Origin of the sequence: Streptomyces sp. NPDC006372 (genome assembly GCF_040612515.1) — a bacterium.
Taxonomy (GTDB): Bacteria; Actinomycetota; Actinomycetes; order Streptomycetales; family Streptomycetaceae; genus Streptomyces.
In genome coordinates, this window is the sequence record NZ_JBEXQJ010000029.1 from 1 (window position 1) to 22,243 (window position 22,243).

The following is a 22,243-nucleotide window of genomic DNA, read 5'->3' on the forward strand; positions in this document are numbered from 1 at the left end:
CGTGATGGCCGGAGACGGGGTATCAACATATCTGGCGTTGACTTTTGGCACGCTGTTGAGTTCTCAAGGAACGGTCGCTTCCTTTGTACTCACCCGAGAGACTCTCTCGCGGCTTTCCTCCGGGCGCTTCCCTTCGGTGTTCCAAACTCTATCAGTGTTTTTCCGACTCTCTGACCACCGTCCTGCAGGCATGCAGAAGGTGACCCCGAGATAGGATCTGACAAGTTGGGTGCTGCCAGGCCAGGACGCAAGGTTGTGTCGCTCAGCCCCAGGCAGGAGTACGACTGTACACGCGGCCGCAGAGTGGGTGCAAATCGATTTGCGGTATGGTCTAGACCACTTCGGAGTGCTTGCGCGGAACCGGCACTTCACGTGACATACGCTGCTGAACAGTGTGCCGCCCGGTACGACAGGGACGGCCCATATCGATCTCCACCCCTGGGAGGCTTCCCATGACCACCGTGACGTCCCCGCTCGCAGGACGCGCCATCGGACTGGCAGCCGTGCCGGATCCGGTCTTCTCCGGGGCCATGGTCGGCCCGGGTACAGCGATCGACCCCGTACGTGAGCCGTCCGAGGCCGTCTCTCCCGTGGACGGCGTCATCGTCTCCCTGCACCCGCACGCGTTCGTCGTCGTCGACGAGAACGGACACGGCGTGCTCACCCACCTCGGTATCGACACCGTGCAGCTGAACGGCGAGGGTTTCGAGCTGCTCGTGAACAAGGGCGACACCGTCCGGCGCGGTCAGGGCATCGTGCGCTGGAACCCTGCCGCCGTCGAGGCCGCCGGCAAGTCCGCGGTCTGCCCGGTCGTGGCGTTGGAAGCCACGGCCGAAGCGCTCTCCGATCTTCGCGACAACGGCGATGTGAAGGCCGGCGACAGTCTCTTCCTCTGGAAGTGACGTCAGTGCCGTCGTATGACGGCGAGTACGACAACCAACGCGGCGGCGGGAGCTGCCGCACTATCGGAGACGGGTGAGATGGAGACAACGCTGCGAGGCGTCGGTGTGAGCCACGGTGTGGCGATCGGCGAGGTTCGGCATATGGGAACGGCGGTGCTGGAGCCGCCCGCGAAGCAGATCCCGGCTGAGGAGGCGGAGCGTGAACAGGGGCGCGCCCGCAAGGCTGTGGAAGCTGTCGCGGCCGATCTGATGGCGCGCGGCAACCTGGCGGGGGGCGAAGCCCAGGCGGTGCTCGAGGCGCAGGCCATGATGGCCCAGGACCCCGAGCTGATAGCTGATGTGGAACGGCGGATCGCCGTGGGGAGCACGGCCGAGCGCGGGGTCTACGACGCGTTCGCCGCGTACCGCGAGCTGCTGGCGGGTGCCGGTGAGTACCTGGCCGGTCGCGTGGCGGACCTCGACGATGTGCGGAACCGTATCGTCGCCCGCCTGCTGGGGGTGCCGATGCCCGGCGTCCCCGACAGCGACGAGCCCTACGTCCTTGTCGCCCGGGACCTGGCGCCTGCCGACACCGCGCTGCTGGACCCGACGCTGGTGCTCGGCTTCGTCACGGAAGAGGGCGGCCCGACCAGCCACAGCGCGATTCTGGCGCGGGCGCTCGGTGTCCCGGCCGTGGTGGCGCTGCCGGGTGCCGGTGAGCTCACCGAGGGCGCCATGATCGCCGTCGACGGCAGCACGGGTGAGATCTTCGTGGACCCGAGTAACGAGAAGAAGGCCGAACTTGAGGCCGCGGCCGCCGCGCGCAAGGCGGCGCTGGCCGCCGCGACCGGGCCCGGTGCCACCGCGGACGGTCACAAGGTGCCGCTGCTCGCGAACATCGGTGGGCCGGCGGATGTGACCGCGGCGGTCGAGGCCGGTGCCGAGGGCGTCGGTCTGTTCCGCACCGAGTTCCTCTTCCTCGACGACAGTAAGCAGGCGCCGTCCGAGGAGAAGCAGGTCACCGCGTACCGGCAGGTGCTCGAGGCGTTCCCCGAGGGGCGTGTCGTGGTGCGGGTGCTGGACGCGGGTGCGGACAAGCCGCTCGACTTCCTCACCCCGGGTGACGAGCCGAACCCGGCGCTCGGTGTGCGCGGGTTGCGGACGCTGCTGGACCACCCGGATGTCCTGCGTACCCAGCTGACGGCGCTCGCGAAGGCCGCGGAGGGGCTGCCGGTCTACCTCGAGGTCATGGCCCCGATGGTGGCGGACCGCACCGACGCCCGGGCCTTCGCGGACGCGTGCCGGGAGGCCGGTCTGCGGGCCAAGTTCGGCGCGATGGTGGAGATCCCGTCGGCCGCGCTGCGGGCCCGCTCGATCCTGCAGGAGGTCGAGTTCCTGTCTCTGGGTACGAACGACCTCGCCCAGTACACCTTCGCCGCCGACCGGCAGGTCGGCGCGGTGTCCCGTCTGCAGGATCCGTGGCAGCCCGCGCTGCTCGACCTGGTGGCGCTGTCCGCCGAGGCGGCGAAGGCCGAGGGCAAGAGCTGTGGTGTCTGCGGTGAGGCCGCGTCCGACCCGCTGCTCGCGTGTGTGCTGGCTGGTCTGGGCGTCACCTCCCTTTCGATGGGTGCGGCGTCGATTCCCTATGTCCGGGCCACGCTGGCGAAGTACACCCTGGCGCAGTGTGAGCGTGCCGCCGCGGCGGCACGGGCGTCGGACAGTGCCGAGGACGCGCGCAGCGCGGCGCAGGCGGTGTTGTCGGGCGAGTAGGCCGGGGCCGTCGGCTCACGGCTGTCCGGGAGGGGCGCTCCACTGAGGTGGGGCGCCCCTCCCGCGTTTCAGTGGTTGTGCCCGTGCGCGGGCTGGTCCTCCCCGAGGTCGGGCGGTTCGCAGTAGTCGACGTTGGACTCCGGCGAGATGAGGTCGCCGGATTCGACGTCGGTGCAGTAGGCGTCGAAGACCTCGCCCGCGGTGAGGGGGACGAGTCCGTATCCGCGCAGGCGCCAGCCGTAGACGCGGTCCGGGGCGCCCGGTGCGCTGGCGCGGATGACGAGTCCGCCGGGGCTTTCGGTGGCCAGGCCGAGGGCCAGGACGGTGGTGAACTCCAGGGCTTCGGTCTCGTCCAGGTCGAGGGCGTCGCCGGTGTCGGTGGCGTGGAGCGCGGCGATGAGGGTCTCGGGCGGTCCGGTGACGCTGCAGACGAGGTGGCGGTCGCCGTGTGGGGCCGTGTCGAGGATGCGGACCAGGAGGTGCGAGGCACGGCCGAAGGCGGCGCGGCCGATGTCCTCGCCGCAGGAGCCGCAGGCGCCCAGGCGGGCGAGGAGTGTGGTGGCGTACTCCCAGGTGGCCTGTCGTACTGCTTCGTCGACGAGGACCGGGAGGAGGTCTGCCAGGGGCCGGCCGTCGTACGGAAGGGTCGGGCCCGTGACCGCGAGTTGCGCTGTGAAGCGTGTGCGGCTCGACGGGGTGTCGGGGTCCAGGTCCTTCCGTGTGCAGAACTCGGCGTACTCCTCGGGGTCGAAGAGGGCGATCGTGGTGTGGCTGCCCTGCAGGGCCCGTGTCCTGAGGAGGCCTTCCACGTGCTTCAGATAGGCCTCGTGGTCGTCGAAGGTGAAGCTGCGGTAGCGCCGCATGACCCGGAAGTCGTGCTCGTCGGTGAGCAGGCCGATGGTGCCGGCGATTTCGCGTCGCAGGACGCGTCGCATGGTCCGGCCGTCGGTGTGCGCCATGTGTTTCCCCCTGTGCACGGTCGATCAATGCTCACTCACAGTAATCGACGGCACTGACAACGGGGGCGGGCAGAGCAGATCAACGAGTCTCCGTCGAAAAAAGCCGCAGGTCACAGCTGTGTGACTGCTGTGACCTGCGGTATCGGCGTCGGTGACGAGAAGTAGTGGGAAGTGTTGGTCAGGCGCGTTTGCGGGCCAGGTCCTCGTAGAAGGTCAGCAGGTCCAGGTTGTCGATGGAGCCCGGGTTGACCGCCTTCTCCATCGGGGTGCCTTGGAGGAGGCGTTTGACCGGGACCTCGATGCGCTTGCCGGTGAGGGTGTGCGGGATGCCCGGTACTTCGATGATCTCGTCGGGGATGTGGCGGGGCGACAGTTGCTCGCGGATGGTCTGCTTGATGCGGTTGAGGAGCGCCTCGTCGAGGGCGGCTCCCGGGGTCAGGTGCACGAAGAGGGGCATCCAGTAGCCGCCGTCGGGCTGTTCGATGCCGATGACCAGGGACTCCCTGATCTCGGGGAGGCGTTCCACGGCCTCGTAGATGTCGGCGGATCCCATCCGTACGCCCTGGCGGTTGAGCGTGGAGTCGGAGCGGCCGTGGATGATCACGGAGCCGCGGGAGGTGACGGTGATCCAGTCGCCGTGCCGCCAGACGCCGGGGTAGGTGTCGAAGTAGCTGCCGCGGTAGCGGCTGCCGTCGGGGTCGTTCCAGAAGTGGATGGGCATCGACGGCATGGGGTTGGTGACCACGAGCTCGCCGACCTCGTCGACCAGGGGGTTCCCGCTCGGGTCCCAGGACTGCAGGTCGGTGCCGAGGCAGGCGGCCTGGAGTTCGCCGATGTGGACCGGGAGGGTCGGGACGGCGCCGGCGAAGCAGGAGCACACGTCGGTGCCTCCGCTGACGGAGGCGATCCAGAGGTCGTCGCGGACCTCGTCGTGGAGCCAGCGGAAGCCGTCGGGCGGCAGGGGTGAGCCGGTGGTGGCGACACACTGGACGGAGGAGAGGTCGTAGTCGCGGGAGGGGTGCACGTCCGCCTTGCGGCAGGCCATGACATAGGCGGCCGAGGTGCCGTAGAGGGTGGCCCCGGTGCGTTCGGCGATGCGCCACTGGGCGCCGGTGTCCGGATAGCCGGGGCTGCCGTCGTAGAGGACGACCGTGGTGCCGGTGAGCAGGCCGGAGACGAGGAAGTTCCACATCATCCAGCCGGTCGAGGTGTACCAGAAGAAGCGGTCCTCGGGTCCGAGGTCGCAGTGCAGGCCGAGCTGCTTGAGGTGTTCGACCAGGATGCCGCCCTGGGACTGGACGATGGCCTTGGGCAGGCCGGTGGTGCCGGAGGAGTAGAGCACCCACAGGGGATGGTCGAAGGGCACCTGTTCGAAGACGGGGGTGGTGTCGGCGGATGTGAGGGCCGACCAGTCCAGGGCGCCCTCGGGAGGTTCGGTGCCCAGGAGGGGGATGTGGACCAGGGCGCGCAGGGTGGGCAGTTCGCGGCGCAGCTCGGCGACGGTCTCGCGCCGGTCGTGCTCCTTACCGCCGTAGCGGTAGCCGTCGACCGTGAAGAGCACGACGGGTTCGACCTGCTGGAATCGGTCGAGGACGCTGCGGGCGCCGAAGTCGGGCGCGCAGGAGGTCCAGACGGCGCCCACGGCGGCGGTGGCGAGGAGGGCGGTCACGGCCTGCGGGATGTTGGGGAGGTAGCCGCTGACGCGGTCTCCGGGGCGCACGCCGAGGGCGCGCAGCTCGGCTGCCAGGGAGCCGACCTGGCGGCGCAGCTCGGCCCAGGTGACGGGGCGTGGTTCATGCGTCTCGTCGACGTGGAGGAGTGCCGGTTCGTCCGCGCGGGTGTCGGCTGCGCGCAGGGCGTGTTCGGCGTAGTTGAGGGTCGCCCCGGGGAACCACTGGGCGCCCGGCATCGCCCGATCGCCCAGCACGCGCGCGTAGGGGGTGGAGAATCGGACGTCGAACCACTGGGTGACGGCTTTCCAGAAGGTCTCCAGCTCGTCCACGGACCAGCGCTGCAGCGCCGCGTAGCCGCCTTCGGCGGGGGCGCCGTGGTGCTGGGCGGCCCAGGCCTGGAACCTGGTGATCCGTGCGCGGGCGATGCGCTCGGGGTCGGGCTGCCAGAGCGGCTGGGGACTATCGGTCGGCATGGTCGGCTCCCGGACTGTGCGCGTCGTGTGCGTCCTCCGCGCACGGGCTGGGGTGTGCGCGTGGCGCGGCTGGCACGGACAATGCCATGTGATCGACTTCGGCACCAGGGTGCGCCCCACATAGTCCGTGTCGTGAAGATGTGGTTCCGGCACGGGTGAACGGCAGTTGAACGGCACCCGCGCGTGGGGTGGTCAGTGGCAGGGTGAGCAGCATGAACGGTCGTGACCTGGTGCGTTCGGTGAAAGCGGTGGCTTCGGTGGGGACGGCGCAGGGTGTGCGTACCGTACGAGCAGCGTGGCGCAGGCGTCAGGCGGACGCCACCGGGCTTCCGGCGCGGGGGGCGGAGCGTGCGCGGGTGCCCGGGACCGTGCGGGAGGTGGAGCCGGGCCCGGGGGGCGGGGTCGTCCGGTTCGGCCGGTCCGAGCTGCGGGTTCTCGTGGCCGTGAACGGAGCGGTGTTCTGGGGCTGGGACGGGGCCGAGCCCGAGCCGTCGTACGCGCTGGCAGGGCGCTGTCCGGAGGCGGACCCCCGGGCGGTGCTGGAGCCGGACAAGGACGGCGGCTGGCGGGTGGTGGCCGAGCGGGTGACGGTCGTGGTCTCGCGGCACGGTGCGGTGGAGGTGCGTACTCCCGGTGGCGTGACCTTGCGTCGTGATCTGCCGCCGCGCTGGTGGGAGCCGGTCGGCGGCGGCCCGGCGCGGTGGATGCAGCGGTCGGAGGTGGCGGCCGACGCGCGGTTCTTCGGGCTCGGCGGGCGGGCCTCGGGGCCCCGGCTCCGGGACGGCACGTACCGGTTGTGGAACACCGACCCGGGGCGTGCCTTCGCGCCGGGCGACGACCCGCTGTACATCACGATGCCGGTGCAGGTGGTGGTGGCCGACGGCGGTGCGCATCTGGTGTTCCACGACAGTTCCTGGGACGGCGCCGTGACGCTGCGGGAGGGCGAGGAGGGTGCGGGGTCGGGGCACGACCGGGCCGGGACGAGCGAGCTGCGGATGGACGGTGGTCCACTGCGCTGCTGGGTGATGGTGGGAACCCCCGCGCGCGTGCTGCTCGCCTGGGCGTCGCTCACCGGGGCGCCCGCACTGCCGCCCGCATGGGCGCTGGGCCATCACCACGCGCGGTGGGGGTTCGGCAGCGAGCAGGAGGTGCGGCGGATCGTCGCGGGTTACCTGGAGCACGGGTTGCCGCTCGACGCCGTGCACCTGGACATCGACCACTTCGACGGGCATCAGGTGTTCACCGTCGACGAGGACCGTTTTCCGAAGCTGCCTGTCCTGGCGGAGGAGCTGCGACGGGACGGCATCCGGCTGGTGTCGATCGTGGATCCTGCCGTCAAGGCCCTCCCCGGCAATCCCGTGTACGACGGCGGGACGGCCGAGGACGCTTTCGTGCGGGAGGCGTCGGGGGAGGTCGTGCAGGGCGTCGCCTGGCCCGGTGAGGCGGTGTTCCCCGACTTCACGCACGCGGGCGCGCGTGCGTGGTGGGGAGGCCTCTACCGGGAGCGGCTCGCCCGCGGGTTCTCGGGCTTCTGGCACGACATGAACGAGCCGACGTCGTTCACCGCTTTCGGGGAGACGACCCTGCCGCGTTCGGCGCGGCACTCCTTGGAAGGCCGCGGCGGTGACCATCGTGAGGCGCACAACGTGTACGCCCTGTGCATGGCCAGGGCGGGCTTCGAAGGGCTGCGCAGACTCGCGCCCCGGGAGAGGCCGTTCCTGTTCTCCCGGTCCGGGTGGGCCGGCATGCAGCGTTACGGCGGGACGTGGTCGGGGGACGTGGCGACCGGCTGGCCGGGCCTGCGGGCGTCCTTGGCGCTGGTGATGGGGCTCGGGCTGTGCGGTGTGCCCTACTCGGGGCCGGACGTCGGTGGCTTCGACGGGGATCCGTCACCCGAGCTGTACCTGCGATGGTTCCAGTTGGGCGCGTGGCTGCCGCTGTTCCGCACGCACGCGAGTCTGCGGGCGGGCCGCAGGGAGCCGTGGGAGTTCGGTCCCGAGGTGCTGGAGCACGCGCGCGTGGCGCTCGTCGAACGCCGGCGGCTGCTGCCGTACTTCGTCACCCTGGCGCATCTTGCCCGGCGGACCGGAGCGCCGTACGTGCGACCCCTGTGGTGGTCGGCGCCGGAGGAGCGGGCGCTGCGTGACTGCGACGACGCCTTCCTGCTGGGTGACGGCCTGCTGGTGGCGCCGGTGCTGGATCCGGGTGCGGACCGGCGTGCCGTGCAGCTGCCGCGCGGGCGCTGGTACGACACGGTGACGGAGCAGGCGTACGAGGGGCCGGGGCAGGTGATCGTCGAGGCGCCCCTGGCGCGGATCCCGGTGTTCGCACGCGCGGGTGCCGTGCTTCCCGTACGTGGGGAGGACGGCGGCTTGGAGCTGGAGGTGTGGGCGCCCGCCCCGGGACGGGCCGGGGGCGGGCTGGTCGTGCCGGACGGGGGCGAGGGGTGGGGCGAGCCGGAGATCGAGCGCTATGCCGCTCGGTGGAGGGGCTCGACCGTGGTCGTCGAGCGGGAGGGTGCGGACGGCACGGTCGAGCCGCCCTACCCGGTGCGCGTCCGCGGGGCCGGGAAGCGCTGAGCTCAGATGTACCGGCCCTCGAACCAGGCCCGTACCGCCACGCTGTGCAGCGGGAACGCGAGCTCTTCGGGCCTGCGCAGGAGGTGCCAGCCCTCCGTCTCGTCCGTGGTGGTGGAGGGCGGCAGGCCCTCGACCGGGCGTTCCGGGAGGAGGCCGAAGAGCAGCAGGTGTCCGTCGGGGGAGCTCATCGCGTCGACGAGGCGTACCTCGCGAGCGGCCGCGTCGATGCCGGTCTCCTCCCTGAGCTCGCGTACGACGGCCTGCCGCCAGTCCTCGCGGTCGTCGATGTAGCCGCCGGGCAGGGCGGTGCCCCCGCGCGCGGGGGCGACGGTACGGGTGATGACGACCAGGGCGGTGCCCTTGGTGTCGTAGACGGGCTGGAGGGCCACCGCGACCGGGAGCGGATTGCGGTAGGCCACGGCGCCGCATGCCGGGCAGGTGCGGGGCCAGCCGGAGACGCCCTCTCCGTAGGGCGTGCCGCAGCTCGAACAGTGGGAGTCCGGCGCGGAGTTGGAACTGGAGTGCTGAGTTTCGGACACGCGGCGGACTGTAGCCGATCACGGAGAGGGCGTCGCGAGCGGGCGGGTCAGTGGTGGCTGGTGAGCGACTTCCTGGACACGGGGAAGTCGAAGTAGGTGTCCGGGTAGGTCTCCGGCTTGAAGGTGTAGTGCCACCACTCCTCCGCCAGGTTCACGAAGCCGAGGCCTTCGAGAGTGTTCTTGAGCAACAGCCGGTTGGCGCGCTGTTGGCCCTGGATGCGTGGGTCGAGGGTGTGCGAGAGGGTGTCGAAGCAGTCGAAGCCGGTGCCCATGTCGACGGTATTGTCGGGGAAGCGCTGGTCCTTGGGGGCGAAGCAGGGGACGAGGGGCTCTCCGGGGCGGTACGGCCGGGTCGGCTTCGCGGGCAGCTTCACCAGAGTGAGGTCCAGGGTCGATCCCCGGCTGTGGCCGGACTTCTCGGCGATGTAGCCATCGGTGAACAGCCGGGTCTTGTCGACGTTCGGGTAGAACTCGCCCTTCATCTCCTGGTCGTCGAGGTCCTCGGCCCAGCGGACGAAGTGGTCCACCGCGCGCTGCGGCCGGTAGCAGTCGTACACCTTGAGTGTGTAGCCCTGGCGTAGCAGTTTCCGCTGGGCCTTGTGGAGGGCTTGGGCTGCGGGCCGGGTGAGGACGCAGATCGGCTGGGCGTAGCCGTCGACGCGCTCGCCGACGAAGTTGTGCGGGGTGGAGTAGCGCATCTCCTGGATGATCGTCGGGTCCACGCTGCTGAGGGCCACGAAGTCCTCGGGCGCCTTGGGTTCGGCTTTGGCCTGAGCGGTGGCGGTCGGGGCGGTCGCTGCCAGCAGGGCGGCAAGCGCGGTGATCAGACCGCGTGCCACGGTGGTGAGTCGTGTCATGGGTCTTGCGTCTATCAGGAGACGGTCGTTGCGGGGAAGGGGGCCCGAACCCGGTTGACTTCGACAGGCTCATGACGGTCTGTCAGCTCCGCGGGAAGTGGGGCGTGCCGGCGCCTGTTCGTACGCTGTGTGATCGCGCCGGAATCCTGCGTGAACGACTCATGAACCTGTGCCCGGGCGTGCGCCCGTGGAGTCATCATGCTCCCGTGCACTCCTGGACGGACACTCTCCGCTTCGCCTTTCAGCCGGTGGTCAACCTCACGACCGGAGTGGTCGCGGGGCTGGAGATACTCGCCCGCCCGGAGACCGGCGACGTCCTGGCCGAGGCCCGCCGGGATCCGGGACTCGACAGCCGGCTGGCGGTGTCGGCCATCCGCGCGGCGGTGCGCAAGGAGACCCTGCTCCCGCTGTTCGTCAACGTGTTCGCCGGCACGCTCGCCGACCTGGGCGGGATCCCTTCGCTCCATGACGCCGTGCGCGAGGCGGGGCGGCTTCCCTGGGAGGTGACGGTCGACGTCTGCCCGCCGTACACGCATGTGCCGCAACAGGGCTTGCTGGAGGCGGTGTCCGCGCTGCGCGGCCAGGGCTTCCGGGTCTGCGCGGACGGTGTCGGGGACGGGGACGTGCCCTTGCGGCTGCTGTCGGACCTCGCGCCCGACCTGATGAAGCTGGACGCGTCGCTGCTGGCACGGCCGGCGGTGGTGCGGTCGATGCGGACGCTCTGCGACGAGCTGGGGGCGCTCCTGGCGGTCGAGGGCGTGGAGACCGAAGGGCAGTGCGCGGCGGCGCTCGCGGCCGGGGCGCAGCTGGCGCAGGGCGAGTTGTTCGCGCCGCCGGCGCGGCTGCCCGCCGCGGACGTCTATGTTCCGCCCCGCTCCCCCGGTGTTGTGGCCGTTCCCCGGTCGGGGCCCTCGGTGCGGGAGTTCGTGCGCCCGGCGGCGTTGCTGCCCGCCGCCGCGTCCGCGGGACAGGTGCGGGCCCTGCTGACCGGGTCGCCGGACGTGTCCGGGGTGCTGCTCGTGGACCGGGCCGGGGTGCCGGTCCGCTCGGTGCACCGGTCCCGCTTCCTGTTGTCGATGTCGGGGCGCTACGGGCATGCCCTGTACGCCGACCGGCCCGCCGCGAAGCTCGGTGACCCGCCGCGCACGGTGGGCGTCGACGCCACCGCCTGGGAGGTTCTGGACGTGGTGGCGGTCGGTGGCCGAGACCGTACGTCGGACGATGTGGCCGTCGTGGACGCGCACGGGCGGTGTGTGGGTGTCGTACGGCTCGCTGACCTGGTGCGGGCGCTGGCCGAGACGCGGGTCGAGGAGGCGGCGGGGCTCAACCCGCTGACCCGTCTGCCCGGCTCGGACGCGATCACCGCAGAGGTGGACCGGCGGATCGCGGCCGGGTGGGCGTTCGCGTTGAGCTGGCTGGACGTCGACCACTTCAAGCAGGTCAACGACGAGGCGGGGTTCGCGGCGGGGGACGAGCTGATCCGGACGGTGGGGCACGCGTTGCGGCAGGCCGCGACGGACGGAACGCGCGTGGGGCACATCGGCGGGGACGACTTCCTGGTGCTCGCCGATCCGGAGGGTCTCGATCCGCTCGCCTCCGCCGTACTGGACGTCCCCTGGTCGGCGGGCGGCCGGCCGGTCACGCTGTCGCTCGCCACGGTGCTGTGCGCGCCGGGCAGCGTCCGCGACCACCGTCAGGCGGCGGGCTGCCTCGCGCCGCTGAAGAAGGCGGCGAAGGCGTTGCGCGGTGCCAGTTGGGTGCTGGGCCGTGCGGGCCTGCCCGGGCACGAGACCCGCCGCGGCCGCGAGCCGGCACCGGCACAGGCGGGCTCTGGGGCGGCGGAGAGGAGCGGGGCCTGAGAAGTTCCGTACGAGGCCGGTGGCGCTGTCGGGCGGCGCCCGGGCGCGACAGCGGTCCGGGCCGGTCGTGAGGGGGGCACCGTAGGGGGCCACGGGCCGGGCGGAGGCGGCGTCCGGGCGTGGCGGTGCTCCGCCATCGGAGGCCTCGATGCGGGGCCAGGGGCGGGTCCTCCCCTGTGCGGTTGAGGAACCGCCTGGTCAGGTGGATGCTGGTGGCTAGCAAGCGAGTGAGGTGTGGCTGGTCCGTCGCCGGCGACGGAGCTCAGCGAAGGCCGGACACCACCAGCAAAGCCTCGCGTGGGTCACCGAGCCCGCGCGGGGGCCCGACCAGATCCGAACACCACCCGACCGGGCGCCGTCAGGGCCGTGCAACCGGCCACCCGGCCCGGCAACCGCCCGGCAGCCGCCACATGGCCGTCAACCGTTGCGGTCGGCGACCTTGACGCCCCTCGGGTGCCGGTGAACACTTTCGGCGTATTCCGGCACCTCGGCGCGTAGCCGCGCCGGCGCCAAGGCTCCTTCCCCCGCGGGTGGTTCGGCCGCGACGGCACGCTCGTCACGGAAGCCGGGCGGGGCTCGGTGTCTCCTGTCCGCTGACGTGACCATGAGAAACGCACCCTGTACGTGAGGACCGGGGCGAATCGTCCCGGGCCACGGCCCAGGAGCGGCATGAGTAACGGAGACATCGTCGTCGGCGAGGTGATCGGCACGACGATCCTGATCCTGCTCGGTGCCGGTGCGTGTGCCGCCGTCACCGGCCCACTGATCGGCGCTGCCGGGTGGCGTCATCGACAACGCAGCCTTCTGAACCAGCCCAAGGGGTAGCCATGACGGACAACGCCGAGAAGTACGTCGCAGCGATCGACCAGGGCACGACGTCGAGCCGCTGCATCGTCTTCAATCAGGACGGCGCGATCGTCGCCGTGGACCAGCGCGAGCACCGCCAGATCTTCCCGAAGCCCGGTTGGGTGGAGCACGACGCCACGGAGATCTGGTCCAAGGTGCAGGCGGTGGTCGCGGGGGCGCTCGCCAAAGCCGGTCTGCGGGCCGACCAGCTGAGCGCGATGGGCATCACCAACCAGCGCGAGACGACCCTCCTGTGGGACCGGACGACCGGCAAGCCGGTGCACAACGCCATCGTGTGGCAGGACACACGGACGGCGGCGCTGTGCAACCAGCTGGCCGGCTCGGAGGGGCAGGACCGTTTCCGCGAGCAGACGGGTCTGCCGCTGGCGACCTACTTCTCGGGGCCCAAGGCGGCCTGGCTGCTCGACAACGTCCCGGACCTCCGCGCGCGTGCCGAGCGCGGTGAGATCGCCTTCGGAACGATGGACTCCTGGCTGATCTGGAACCTCACCGGCGGCACGGACGGCGGGCAGCACGTCACCGACGTGACCAACGCCGGGCGCACCATGCTGATGAACCTGGGAACCCTCCAGTGGGACCCCTCGATCCTCTCGGCGATGAACATCCCCGAGGCGATGCTGCCGGAGATCCGGTCCTCCTCCGAGGTGTACGGCACGGCTGTGGGCCAGCTCGCCGGCGTGCCCGTGGCCTCCGCACTGGGCGACCAGCAGGCCGCCGTGTTCGGGCAGGCCTGCTATGACGTGGGCACCGCCAAGAACACGTACGGCACGGGAAGCTTCCTGCTGCTCAACACGGGCGACCGCCCGGTGCCGTCGAAGAGCGGACTGCTGACGACGATGGGGTACAAGATCGGCACTGAGGCGCCGGTGTACTGCCTGGAGGGCGCGATCGCCATCACGGGTGCGCTGGTCCAGTGGTTCCGGGACCAGCTCGGCATCATCCGGACGGCCGACGAGATCGAGTCCCTCGCGGCGAGCGTCGAGGACAACGGCGGCGCGTACATCGTGCCGGCGTTCTCGGGCCTGTTCGCGCCGTACTGGCGTGCCGACGCCCGTGGCGTGGTCACCGGCCTGACCCGGTACGTCACCAAGGCGCACCTCGCGCGCGCGGTGCTGGAGGCGACGAGCTGGCAGACCCGTGAGGTCGTCGACGCCATGTACCAGGACTCCGGGGTGCACATCACCACCCTGAAGGTCGACGGCGGCATGACGAAGAACAACCTGCTCATGCAGCACCAGGCGGACGTTCTCGACGTGCCGGTGGTGCGGCCGAAGGTCTCCGAGACGACGTGCCTGGGCGCCGCGTACGCGGCCGGTCTGGCCACCGGTGTGTGGAACGACACGGACGAGCTCAAGGCGCACTGGCAGAAGGACGTCGAGTGGACCCCGTCCATGGACGCGTCGGCGCGGGACCGCGAGTACCACAACTGGCGCAAGGCCGTGGAGAAGAGCTTCGGCTGGGAGGAGGACGGCGGCAGCTAGCCACGCGCGCGTGGGCGGTCGTTTCCCGCCTGCGGCCCGTACCCCTGTCGGCGGGGGTACGGGCCGTGTCCGTCCGTCCGGCCGGTGTCAGGTGTGCACGGTCTGCCGGCGGTCGGCCGCGTACGCCATCGCGTGCTGGACGACGCCGATGAGTGCCTCCTTGACCGACTCGCGGTCGCGGGCGTCGCACATCATCAGCGGTACGCCCTCGTCCAGGTCGAGGGCCTGACGGACGTCCTCGACCGGGTAGCGCGGCGCTCCCTCGAAGCAGTTGACACCGACGAGGAACGGGATCGACCGTCGCTCGAAGTAGTCGACGGCGGCGAAGCAGTCCTCCAGACGGCGGGTGTCGGCGAGCACGACGGCACCGAGCGCGCCCTCGGAGAGCTCGTCCCACATGAACCAGAACCGCTCCTGTCCGGGCGTGCCGAAGAGGTACAGCACCAGGTCCTCGCGGAGCGTGATACGGCCGAAGTCCATGGCCACGGTCGTGGTGTGCTTGCCTTCCACACCGCTGGTGTCGTCGACCGGGCGCCCGGCCTCGGTGAGCAGTTCCTCGGTGCGCAGCGGCCTGATCTCGCTGACCGCGCCGACGAGCGTGGTCTTGCCCACGCCGAAGCCGCCGGCCACCAGGATCTTGAGCGTGACGGGCTCGACCGGAGGCTTGCCGCGCTCAGAACGCCCGAAGATCATCGATCTCTTCTCCTGCTTGATGGGGGTCGGGCGACGGTGGGCCGTAGCCTCCGCCGCCAGGGGTTTCGATGACGAGTACGTCGCCGGTGACCACGTCGGCGGAGTCGCTGCCGCCGAGTTCGGTCACCGTGCCGTCGGCGTGCTCCACGCGGTTGGCGCCGAGCGCGCCCGGCTCGCCGCCCGCCATGCCGTACGGGGGGACACGACGGTGCTGGGACAGCGTGGAGACGGTCATGGGTTCCAGGAACCGGATGCGGCGCACGGCACCGTCCCCGCCCCGCCACCGCCCGGAACCGCCGCTGCCGTGCCGGACCGCGAACTCCTCGAGGTGCACGGGCAGTCGCCACTCCAGGACCTCGGGGTCGGTGAGGCGCGAGTTGGTCATGTGGGTCTGGACGACGGGTGCGCCGGGGAAGCCGTCGCCCGCGCCGGAACCCGAGGCCACGGTCTCGTAGTACTGGTGGCGTTCGTTGCCGAAGGTGACGTTGTTCATGGTCCCCGAGCCCTCGGCCTGGATGCCGAGCGCGGCGTAGAGCGCGCCGGTGACGGCCTGTGAGGTCTCCACGTTGCCCGCGACGACGGCGGCCGGCGGCTCGGGGGCGAGCAGGGAGCCGGGCGGCACGACGATCTTCAGGGGTCGCAGGCAGCCGTCGTTGAGGGGGATGTCGTCGGCGACGAGGGTACGGAAGACGTACAGGACGGCCGCGTTGACGACCGAGAAGGGGGCGTTGAAGTTGGTGGGCAGCTGCGCCGACGTGCCGGTGAAGTCGATGGTCGCGGCCCGGTTCTCGCGGTCCACCCGCACTTGTACGCGGATGACGGCGCCCGAGTCCGTCTCGTAGGCGTAGTCGCCGTCGTCGAGGGCGCCGATGACGCGGCGCACGGCCTCCTCGGCATTGTCCTGGACGTGCTTCATGTAGGCCTGGACGACATCGAGGCCGAAGTCCTCGATCATGCGGCCGACCTCGTCGACGCCCTTCCGGTTGGCGGCGATCTGGGCGCGCAGGTCGGCGAGGTTGGTCCTCGGGTTGCGGGAGGGGTATCGCGCCTCGGTGAGGAGGCGGAGGGTCTCGTCCTCGCGGAACCGGCCGTTCTCGGCGAGCAGCCAGTTGTCGAAGAGAACGCCCTCCTCCTCGATGGTGCGGCTGCCGGCGGGCATCGAGCCGGGGGCGATGCCGCCGATCTCGGCGTGGTGGCCGCGTGAGGCGACGTAGAAGAGGATCTCGGGGTCACTCTCCGTGTTGACCGAGCGGTCGTCCGGAGGCGTCGTGTCGAAGACCGGGGTGATCACGGTGACGTCGGGCAGGTGGGTGCCGCCGTGGTACGGGTCGTTGACGGCGTAGGTGTCGCCCGGCCGCATGCGGGAGCCGCGGCGCCGGATGACCTCCTTGACGCTCGTGCCCATCGAGCCCAGGTGGACGGGGATGTGCGGGGCGTTGGCCACCAGGTTTCCGTCCGGGTCGAACAGCGCGCACGAGAAGTCCAGGCGCTCCTTGATGTTGACGGACTGGGCGGTGGATTCGAGGCGGGCGCCCATCTGCTCGGCGATGGACATGAAGAGGTTGTTGAAGACCTCAAGCAGGACCGGGTCGACTTTCGTGTCGAGTTCGGAACTCTGCGTAATCGCGACGCGTTCCATGACCAGATGCCCGTCGTGGGTCGCCGCGGCTCGCCAGCCGTCGTCGACGACGGTCGTGGCGCCGGCTTCGGCGATGATCGCCGGGCCGGTGACGCTGTCGCCGGGGGGAAGGCCCTCGCGGTGGTGGAGGGGCACGTCGCGCCAGGTGCCGCCGGTGTGGAGGCGGACGGTCGGCGGCGCGGCGGAGCCGTGCCCGGAGCGGCCGTCGGCGGCGGCCGCGTGAGGGGCGAGAGCGGAGAGATCGGGGGGTTCGGTGATGCCGGTGGCTTCGACGGAGAGGGCTTCGACGACGATCGGGCGGTCGAGCGTGAAGGAGTACGTGGCGCGATGACGTTCTTCGAAGGCCTGCCGCATGGTGTCGGGCTCGGTCAGCTCGACGGTGAGGGTGGTGTCGGTGCCGTCGTAGCGGAGCTCCGCGCGACGGGTGACCTCGATGTGCTCCTCGGGGACGTCCTCGGCACGGAGTTCGGCGCGTGCCGCGGCTTCGAGGTCTTCGGCGGTCTTGCGCACGCCGGGCATCGACGCGGGCTCCAGGGGCGCCTCGACGGACTGCTCACGCATGGCCGTGGTGTCGGCGAGCCCGATACCGAGTGCGGAGAGCACACCGGCCATGGGGGGTACGAGGACGGTGCGGATGCCGAGGGAGTCGGCGACCATGCAGGCGTGCTGTCCGCCGGCGCCGCCGAAGGTGGTGAGGGCGTAGCGGGTGACGTCGTGGCCCTTCTGGACGGAGATCCGCTTGACCGCGGACGCGATGTTGGCGACGGCGATGCGCAGGTAGCCCTCGGCGACCTGTTCGGGCGTGCGGTCGTCGCCGGTCTGCTCGCGGATCTCGCGCGCGAGGGCGGTGAAGCGGTCCCGGACGAGTGCGTCGTCGAGGGGCTCGTCGCCGTCGGGGCCGAACACCCTCGGGAAGTGGTCGGGCTGGATGCGGCCGAGCATGACGTTGGCGTCCGTGACGGCGAGCGGTCCGCCCCCGCGGTAGCAGGCGGGCCCCGGGTCCGCGCCCGCGGAGTCCGGCCCTACGCGGTAGCGGGAGCCGTCGAAGTGCAGGACCGAGCCGCCGCCGGCGGCGACGGTGTGGATGTCGAGCATGGGGGCGCGCAGCCTGACGCCGGCGATCCGGCTGGTGAAGACGCGTTCGGACTCGCCCGCGAAGTGGGAGACGTCGGTGGAGGTGCCCCCCATGTCGAAGCCGATGACGCGGTCGAACCCGGCGAGCTGCGACATCCGGGCCATGCCGACGATGCCGCCGGCCGGCCCGGACAGGATGGCGTCCTTCCCGCGGAACTGCCCGGCCTCGGTGAGGCCGCCGTTGGACTGCATGAACATCAGCCGTACGCCCTCGAGTGCGTCGGCGACGTGCCGGACGTAGCGGCGCAGGACGGGCGAGAGGTAGGCGTCGACGACGGCGGTGTCCCCGCGGGGGACGAGCTTCATCAGGGGGCTGGCCTCGCTGGAGAGCGAGATCTGCGGGAAGCCGATGCGGGCGGCGAGTTCCCCGACTGCCTGTTCGTGGGCGGGGTGGAGGTGGCTGTGCATGCAGACCACGGCGACGGCCCGGATCCCGTCGTCGTAAGCCTCCTGGAGAGGCCCCGCGAGGGCGTCCGGGTCGGGCGCGCGCAGGACGGTGCCGTCCGCCGCGATGCGCTCGTCGACCTCGACGACCCGTTCGTACAGCAGCTCGGGCAGGTCGATGCGGCGGGCGAAGATGCCCGGACGGTTCTGGTAGGCGATGCGCAGGGCGTCGCGGAAGCCGCGGGTGATGAGCAGCAGGGTGCGCTCGCCCTTGCGCTCCAGGAGGGCGTTGGTGGCGACCGTGGTTCCCATGCGCACGGTTTCGACGGGAGCGTCGGAGCCGGCCAGCAGGGAGCGGACGCCCTCGACCGCCGCATCCGCGTAGCGTGCCGGGTTGTCCGAAAGGAGCTTGTGCGTGAGCAGCCGGCCGTCCGGGCGACGCGCGACGATGTCGGTGAAGGTGCCGCCTCGGTCGACCCAGAACTGCCAGCCTGTCACGTCAGTACCCCGCTTCCGCGCTGCTCACAGCGCCCGGAGGCCGTTGATCACGTCGCGCAGAATACTCTCGTCCGGCAGCTCGGCAGGGGGTACGGGCCGGTTCACATGGACGAATTCGGCGTCCACGAGATCTCCGACGAGGACCCGTACCACCCCGATCGGCAGGTCGAGTTCCGCTGCGAGTTCGGCGACCGACTGCGGGATGTCACGACACAGTTCGACGATGTCCACGTGCTCCGGGGAGAGCATGTGGTCCGCTTCCGGATCGTCCGCGTGCGGTTCCGTGACCACGACCGCGATCAGGTCCAGTCGGTGCTGGCCCTGACTGCTGGTGCGGCCGCGGGTCATGGCGTACGGACGGACGACCGGTCCGGCCTCGTCGTCGAACCAGTGGCTTCTTCCCTGACCGTCAGCGCTCATGTCATCCCACTACCCGCCTGCGGGCAGATCGGTGCGCGGAGCGGCGCCCAGATGCACGCCCACCCGCTTCACGAGGAGCGTCATCTCGTAGGCGACCTGGCCGACGTCCGAGTCGGCGTCCGAGAGGACGGCGAGGCAGCTGCCGTCGCCGGCGGCCGTCACGAACAGGAACGCGTCGTCGAGCTCGACGACGGTCTGGCGGACGTTACCGGCCTCGAAATGGCGTCCCACGCCCTTGGCGAGGCTGTGGAAACCGGAGGCCACGGCGGCCAGGTGCTCGCTGTCCTCCCGGGTCAGGTCCCTGGAGAAACCCGTCGCCAAACCGTCGCCGGAGAGCACGAGGGCCTTGCGGATGCTCGCGACGCGATCCACCAGGTCGTCGAGGAGCCAGTTCAGCTGGCCCTTGTCGGTGGTGTGGCCGGTCGCCTTCGGTGCGGTCATCGACCGTCCCCCTTTGTCGTTCGTTGTGGTGCTGTGCCGCTGTGGGCGGCGTCGCCCGCGGCGTTCTCCTCGCGGCCGCGCTGCCAGCCGCGCTGGAGCGAGGCCATGCGGCTGCGTACTTCGTCGGCGTCGCGTTCGGCGGGCTCGGTTCTGTCCTCCGTGCGCGGCTCGGGCCCGCGTTTCAGCTGCGGGGCCAGGTTGGCCTGGCGGACGCGCCGGGGCAGCGGGGCGGAGCCGGTCCCCGGGTTCGCGGTGCCGGAGGCCGGGCCGGTCTCCGAGCCGGTCCCCTGGCGTGTGGGCCCGCCGGGTGTCCCCGACGTGGCGCCGGGGCGGCCGGGACCGTCCAGGCCGCTCGAGGCGATCTCGGCACGGCGTGTCCGCTGGGGAAGCGTGGGCGGTTGCGACCCGGCGGAGCCGTCGGCCGGGGCCGGGGAAGCGGTGAGGTCGTCGTCGCGGCCGACGGCGCCGATGCCCCGGCGAGCGGACTCCGTCCCCCGGCGGCGGGCCGGCAGGGGTGGCGGCGCGCCCCCTGTCTCGCCCGGCCGGTTGCCGGCCGAGGAGCCCTCGGTGCGGCGCCGCTCCGGAAGCGCGGAGCTGGGCTCCGGCCCGGACCGGCTCGGGGTCCGGCCGGTCCCGGAGTCCTCGCTCCGGCGACGGGACGGAAGCGGAGGCGGGCCCCCGGACTCCGCTCGGCCGGTGCCGTGGGTGGTCTCCTCGTCCGTCCTCCCCCGCCGGGTGTGCTGTTCGGTGACCGGGCGCCCGTGGGAGCTGACCAGCTTGGGGGTGTGGCGGCGGGGCAGCCGGCCCGGTGCGCCCAGCTCGTCGGCGGTGTTGGTCCGGTCCGCTGCGCTGCGGGCGTCGCTCTGCTGGTGCGGATCGCGGCGGCCGTCCGTCTCGTCCGGGGCACCGGTGAGGGAGGCGCGAGGCCGGAACAGGCCGCCGTGCTCGCCGTCCTCGTCTCCGAGGGCACCGGGGAAGTCGCGGATGGCGTCCAGGTCGACGGGGGCCTCCAGCTCGACCGGTCCGTCCAGGAGGGAGGCCGGCAGCCCGGGCCGCTGTGCGGGCCCCTGGGCCAGCGCGGCGCGGCGGGTGTCCTGCGGCTCGCTCTCCGCGGCCAGCTGGGGGCGGTCGAGGCGGAAACCGATGCCGTTGGTGTCCGGGATGTCGTCCGTGAGCAGCGCGTCGGGGATGAAGACGACGGCGGTGGTACCGCCGTACGGGGAGGGCTGGAGGGAGACGCGGACATTCTGTCGCTGGGCGAGACGGCTGACCACGAACAGGCCGAGCCGGTCGGTGTCGGACAGTTCGAACTCCGGGGTCTCGGCGAGCCGGAGGTTGGCGTCCAGGAGCGCTTCGGCGGCCATTCCGAGGCCACGGTCGTGGATCTCCAGGGTGAAGCCGTTGGCGACCCGCTCGCCCACGACCTGGACCGCGGTGTGCGGGGGCGAGAAGACCGTGGCGTTCTCGAGGAGTTCGGCCACGAGGTGCGTGACGTCCGCGACGGCCGGGCCGGTGACGGCGATACGCGGAAGGCGGCGGACCTCGATGCGCTCGTAGTCCTCCACCTCGGCGACGGCGGCACGGACCACGTCCATGAGCTGGACGGGCTTGCGCCACTGCCGCGAGGGCGCGGCGCCGGAGAGGATCACGAGGCCCTCGGCGTGCCGGCGCATACGGGTGGTCAGATGGTCGAGACGGAACAGGTCGGCGAGTTCCTCGGTGTCCTCGGTCCTGCGCTCCATGGCGTCGAGCAGGGTGAGCTGCTTGTGGAGCAGGACCTGGCTGCGGCGCGCGAGGTTGACGAAGACCTCGGAGACACCGGCGCGCAGCTCGGCCTGTTTGACGGCGGCTTCGACGGCGGCGCGCTGGAGGGTGTTGAGGGCCTGGCCGACCTCGCCCATCTCGTTCTTGTCGTACTCCAGGCGCGGGACCTCGGTCTCGATGTCGACCTGCTCGCCCGCCGAGAGACGGCGCATCACACTGGGCAGCCGCACTCCGGACGCCTCGTGGGCCTCCAGGCGCAGCTGCCGCAGGTCGCGGATCAGGGTGCGGCCGACGCGCACGGACAGGAAGAGGGAGACCAGGAGCGCGATCAGGCCGAGGGCGCCGGCGATGACCGCCTTGGCGATGACGCCGATGGCCACCGGGTGGACGCGGTCCTGATAGCGGTCGTTGGCCTGGTCGTTGAGGGTGCCGAGCTCGTCGAGCACGTTGCCGGCGGCGCTGTCCCAGCTCTTGGCCGTGACGCCGCGGGGTGTGCCGGCCCCGGAGGCGACGGCCGCTTCCTCGGCCACGCGCAGCGGCGCGGAGGAGGCGTTCTTCCAGAAGCTCTCGTAGCGGTCGCGCTCGGACACGGGGAGCAGCGGCAGGTTGACGTCGTACATCAGGGTGCGCTGGGCCACGAGGTCGGAGATGTCACGCTCTTCGGAGTGCGAGATCTCACCGACGATCAGGGCGGAGCCGAGGAGGGCGTCCTCGCGGGAGAGCAGTTCGCGGGCGCGGGCGAGATTGACCAGCGCGCGGTACTGCTTGTCCAGTTCCACGTTGTCGACCACGTGCAGGTTGGCCAGCAGGACGTAGCAGGGGTCGACCAGCCGGTTGTAGAGGTCGAGTGCCTGGGAGCGGTTGACGGTGCCGTCCTCGACGCTTCGGCGCAGCGACTCGATGCCGTCGAAGGCGTCCAGGACCGCGGTCAGGCGCTCGTCGGTGCCGGCCCCCATGGCGTCGCGCACATCGGGGTTCTGGGCGTTCTCGCGGATGCTGCCGACGGCTTCGTCGGTGGCGGTCCGGCTGCGCCGGAGCGCGGCGAGCCCGTCGGAGGCACGTGGGTCGGCGAGGTAGACGAGGGTCTGGCGGCGTTCCTCCTGGAGGACCCGGACGGTGTCCTCGATGGGGTAGCCGATCTTCTCCACCACGGACGACACGTTGAACAGGTCGCCCGCCTCGCGTCCCGTGAGGACCGTGGCGAAGGCCCAGATCGCGGTGAGGGACACCAGCGGCACGAGAAGCAGCGCCACGATCTTCCGGCGGATGGACTTCCCGCGAAAGCGCATGGCCTCCCCCAGCTCGGGCCCCCGGCTACCGGGGGTACACATG

General features: G+C 71.3%; 14 protein-coding genes and 1 pseudogene. 6 read left to right on the forward strand and 9 right to left on the reverse strand.

What is annotated here, in order from left to right:
- Window positions 1-452: 452 nt before the first annotated feature.
- Together ABZ016_RS31905 and ptsP are read left to right on the forward strand one after the other, a co-directional pair.
- Window positions 453-902: a PTS glucose transporter subunit IIA gene (locus ABZ016_RS31905; RefSeq protein ID WP_003988859.1), complete on the forward strand. Its 450-nt coding sequence runs from the start codon at window positions 453-455 to the stop codon at window positions 900-902.
- A 78-nt stretch (window positions 903-980) separates the two neighbouring features.
- Window positions 981-2,651, forward strand: a complete 1,671-nt coding sequence (gene ptsP, locus ABZ016_RS31910) for a phosphoenolpyruvate--protein phosphotransferase (protein ID WP_356920169.1) — start codon at window positions 981-983, stop codon at window positions 2,649-2,651.
- 68 nt (window positions 2,652-2,719) lie between these two features.
- On the opposite strand, the gene ABZ016_RS31915 is transcribed toward ptsP, so the two are convergent.
- Both ABZ016_RS31915 and ABZ016_RS31920 read right to left on the reverse strand, forming a co-directional pair.
- Complete coding sequence (locus ABZ016_RS31915; RefSeq protein ID WP_356920170.1) at window positions 2,720-3,610, reverse strand: hypothetical protein; 891 nt, start codon at window positions 3,608-3,610, stop codon at window positions 2,720-2,722.
- A 178-nt stretch (window positions 3,611-3,788) separates the two neighbouring features.
- Entirely contained in the window at window positions 3,789-5,756 is a 1,968-nt protein-coding gene (locus tag ABZ016_RS31920; protein ID WP_356920171.1) for an acetoacetate--CoA ligase, read from the reverse strand.
- A 212-nt stretch (window positions 5,757-5,968) separates the two neighbouring features.
- On the opposite strand from ABZ016_RS31920, the gene ABZ016_RS31925 reads away from it, so the two are divergent.
- On the forward strand, window positions 5,969-8,335 hold the full coding sequence (locus tag ABZ016_RS31925; RefSeq protein WP_356920172.1) for a glycoside hydrolase family 31 protein: 2,367 nt from the start codon (window positions 5,969-5,971) through the stop codon (window positions 8,333-8,335).
- 2 nt (window positions 8,336-8,337) lie between these two features.
- On the opposite strand, the gene ABZ016_RS31930 is transcribed toward ABZ016_RS31925, so the two are convergent.
- On the reverse strand, window positions 8,338-8,874 hold the full coding sequence (locus ABZ016_RS31930; protein WP_356920173.1) for an NUDIX domain-containing protein: 537 nt from the start codon (window positions 8,872-8,874) through the stop codon (window positions 8,338-8,340).
- A gap of 47 nt (window positions 8,875-8,921) precedes the next feature.
- Entirely contained in the window at window positions 8,922-9,731 is an 810-nt protein-coding gene (locus tag ABZ016_RS31935; protein ID WP_356920174.1) for a M15 family metallopeptidase, read from the reverse strand.
- A gap of 206 nt (window positions 9,732-9,937) precedes the next feature.
- Between ABZ016_RS31935 and ABZ016_RS31940 the strand changes: the two genes are divergently transcribed.
- The 3 genes and pseudogenes from ABZ016_RS31940 (at window position 9,938) to glpK (ending at window position 13,938) form a co-directional block, all read left to right on the forward strand.
- Window positions 9,938-11,590, forward strand: a complete 1,653-nt coding sequence (locus tag ABZ016_RS31940) for a bifunctional diguanylate cyclase/phosphodiesterase (RefSeq protein ID WP_356920175.1) — start codon at window positions 9,938-9,940, stop codon at window positions 11,588-11,590.
- A gap of 669 nt (window positions 11,591-12,259) precedes the next feature.
- A pseudogene (locus tag ABZ016_RS31945) lies at window positions 12,260-12,346 on the forward strand (aquaporin family protein); the annotation flags it as partial.
- A gap of 71 nt (window positions 12,347-12,417) precedes the next feature.
- Window positions 12,418-13,938, forward strand: a complete 1,521-nt coding sequence (gene glpK, locus ABZ016_RS31950) for a glycerol kinase GlpK (RefSeq protein ID WP_356920176.1) — start codon at window positions 12,418-12,420, stop codon at window positions 13,936-13,938.
- Window positions 13,939-14,025: 87 nt separating this feature from the next.
- Here the strand turns inward: glpK and ABZ016_RS31955 are convergent, their stop codons facing one another.
- From ABZ016_RS31955 to ABZ016_RS31975, 5 genes are read right to left on the reverse strand one after another with little or no spacing between them, the layout of a single operon-like run.
- A complete protein-coding gene (locus ABZ016_RS31955) occupies window positions 14,026-14,631 on the reverse strand; it encodes an ATP/GTP-binding protein (RefSeq protein ID WP_356920177.1) in 606 nt (201 codons plus the stop codon).
- A complete protein-coding gene (locus ABZ016_RS31960) occupies window positions 14,612-18,286 on the reverse strand; it encodes a hydantoinase B/oxoprolinase family protein (protein ID WP_356920178.1) in 3,675 nt (1,224 codons plus the stop codon). The genes ABZ016_RS31955 and ABZ016_RS31960 overlap by 20 nt, the downstream gene beginning before the upstream one ends.
- Before the next feature lie 24 nt (window positions 18,287-18,310).
- Window positions 18,311-18,706 carry a DUF742 domain-containing protein gene (locus ABZ016_RS31965; protein ID WP_356920179.1) on the reverse strand — a complete coding sequence of 132 codons (396 nt, stop codon included), beginning with the start codon at window positions 18,704-18,706 and terminating at the stop codon, window positions 18,311-18,313.
- 9 nt (window positions 18,707-18,715) lie between these two features.
- Window positions 18,716-19,147, reverse strand: coding sequence for a roadblock/LC7 domain-containing protein (locus ABZ016_RS31970; protein WP_356920180.1), 432 nt, complete (start codon window positions 19,145-19,147; stop codon window positions 18,716-18,718).
- Complete coding sequence (locus ABZ016_RS31975; protein ID WP_356920181.1) at window positions 19,144-22,200, reverse strand: nitrate- and nitrite sensing domain-containing protein; 3,057 nt, start codon at window positions 22,198-22,200, stop codon at window positions 19,144-19,146. Before ABZ016_RS31975 ends, ABZ016_RS31970 begins: the two co-directional genes overlap by 4 nt.
- Window positions 22,201-22,243 lie beyond the last annotated feature (43 nt).

Excerpts from the sequence above, each read along its gene's own strand:
- ABZ016_RS31915 (WP_356920170.1), bottom strand. The coding sequence starts at position 3,610 with ATGGCGCACACCGACGGCCGGACCATGCGACGCGTCCTGCGACGCGAA.
- ABZ016_RS31925 (WP_356920172.1), top strand. The coding sequence starts at position 5,969 with ATGAACGGTCGTGACCTGGTGCGTTCGGTGAAAGCGGTGGCTTCGGTG.
- ABZ016_RS31975 (WP_356920181.1), bottom strand. The coding sequence starts at position 22,200 with ATGCGCTTTCGCGGGAAGTCCATCCGCCGGAAGATCGTGGCGCTGCTT.
- ABZ016_RS31935 (WP_356920174.1), bottom strand. The coding sequence starts at position 9,731 with ATGACACGACTCACCACCGTGGCACGCGGTCTGATCACCGCGCTTGCC.
- ABZ016_RS31955 (WP_356920177.1), bottom strand. The coding sequence starts at position 14,631 with ATGATCTTCGGGCGTTCTGAGCGCGGCAAGCCTCCGGTCGAGCCCGTC.
- ABZ016_RS31970 (WP_356920180.1), bottom strand. The coding sequence starts at position 19,147 with ATGACCGCACCGAAGGCGACCGGCCACACCACCGACAAGGGCCAGCTG.
- ptsP (WP_356920169.1), top strand. The coding sequence starts at position 981 with ATGGAGACAACGCTGCGAGGCGTCGGTGTGAGCCACGGTGTGGCGATC.
- ABZ016_RS31920 (WP_356920171.1), bottom strand. The coding sequence starts at position 5,756 with ATGCCGACCGATAGTCCCCAGCCGCTCTGGCAGCCCGACCCCGAGCGC.
- glpK (WP_356920176.1), top strand. The coding sequence starts at position 12,418 with ATGACGGACAACGCCGAGAAGTACGTCGCAGCGATCGACCAGGGCACG.
- ABZ016_RS31905 (WP_003988859.1), top strand. The coding sequence starts at position 453 with ATGACCACCGTGACGTCCCCGCTCGCAGGACGCGCCATCGGACTGGCA.
- ABZ016_RS31965 (WP_356920179.1), bottom strand. The coding sequence starts at position 18,706 with ATGAGCGCTGACGGTCAGGGAAGAAGCCACTGGTTCGACGACGAGGCC.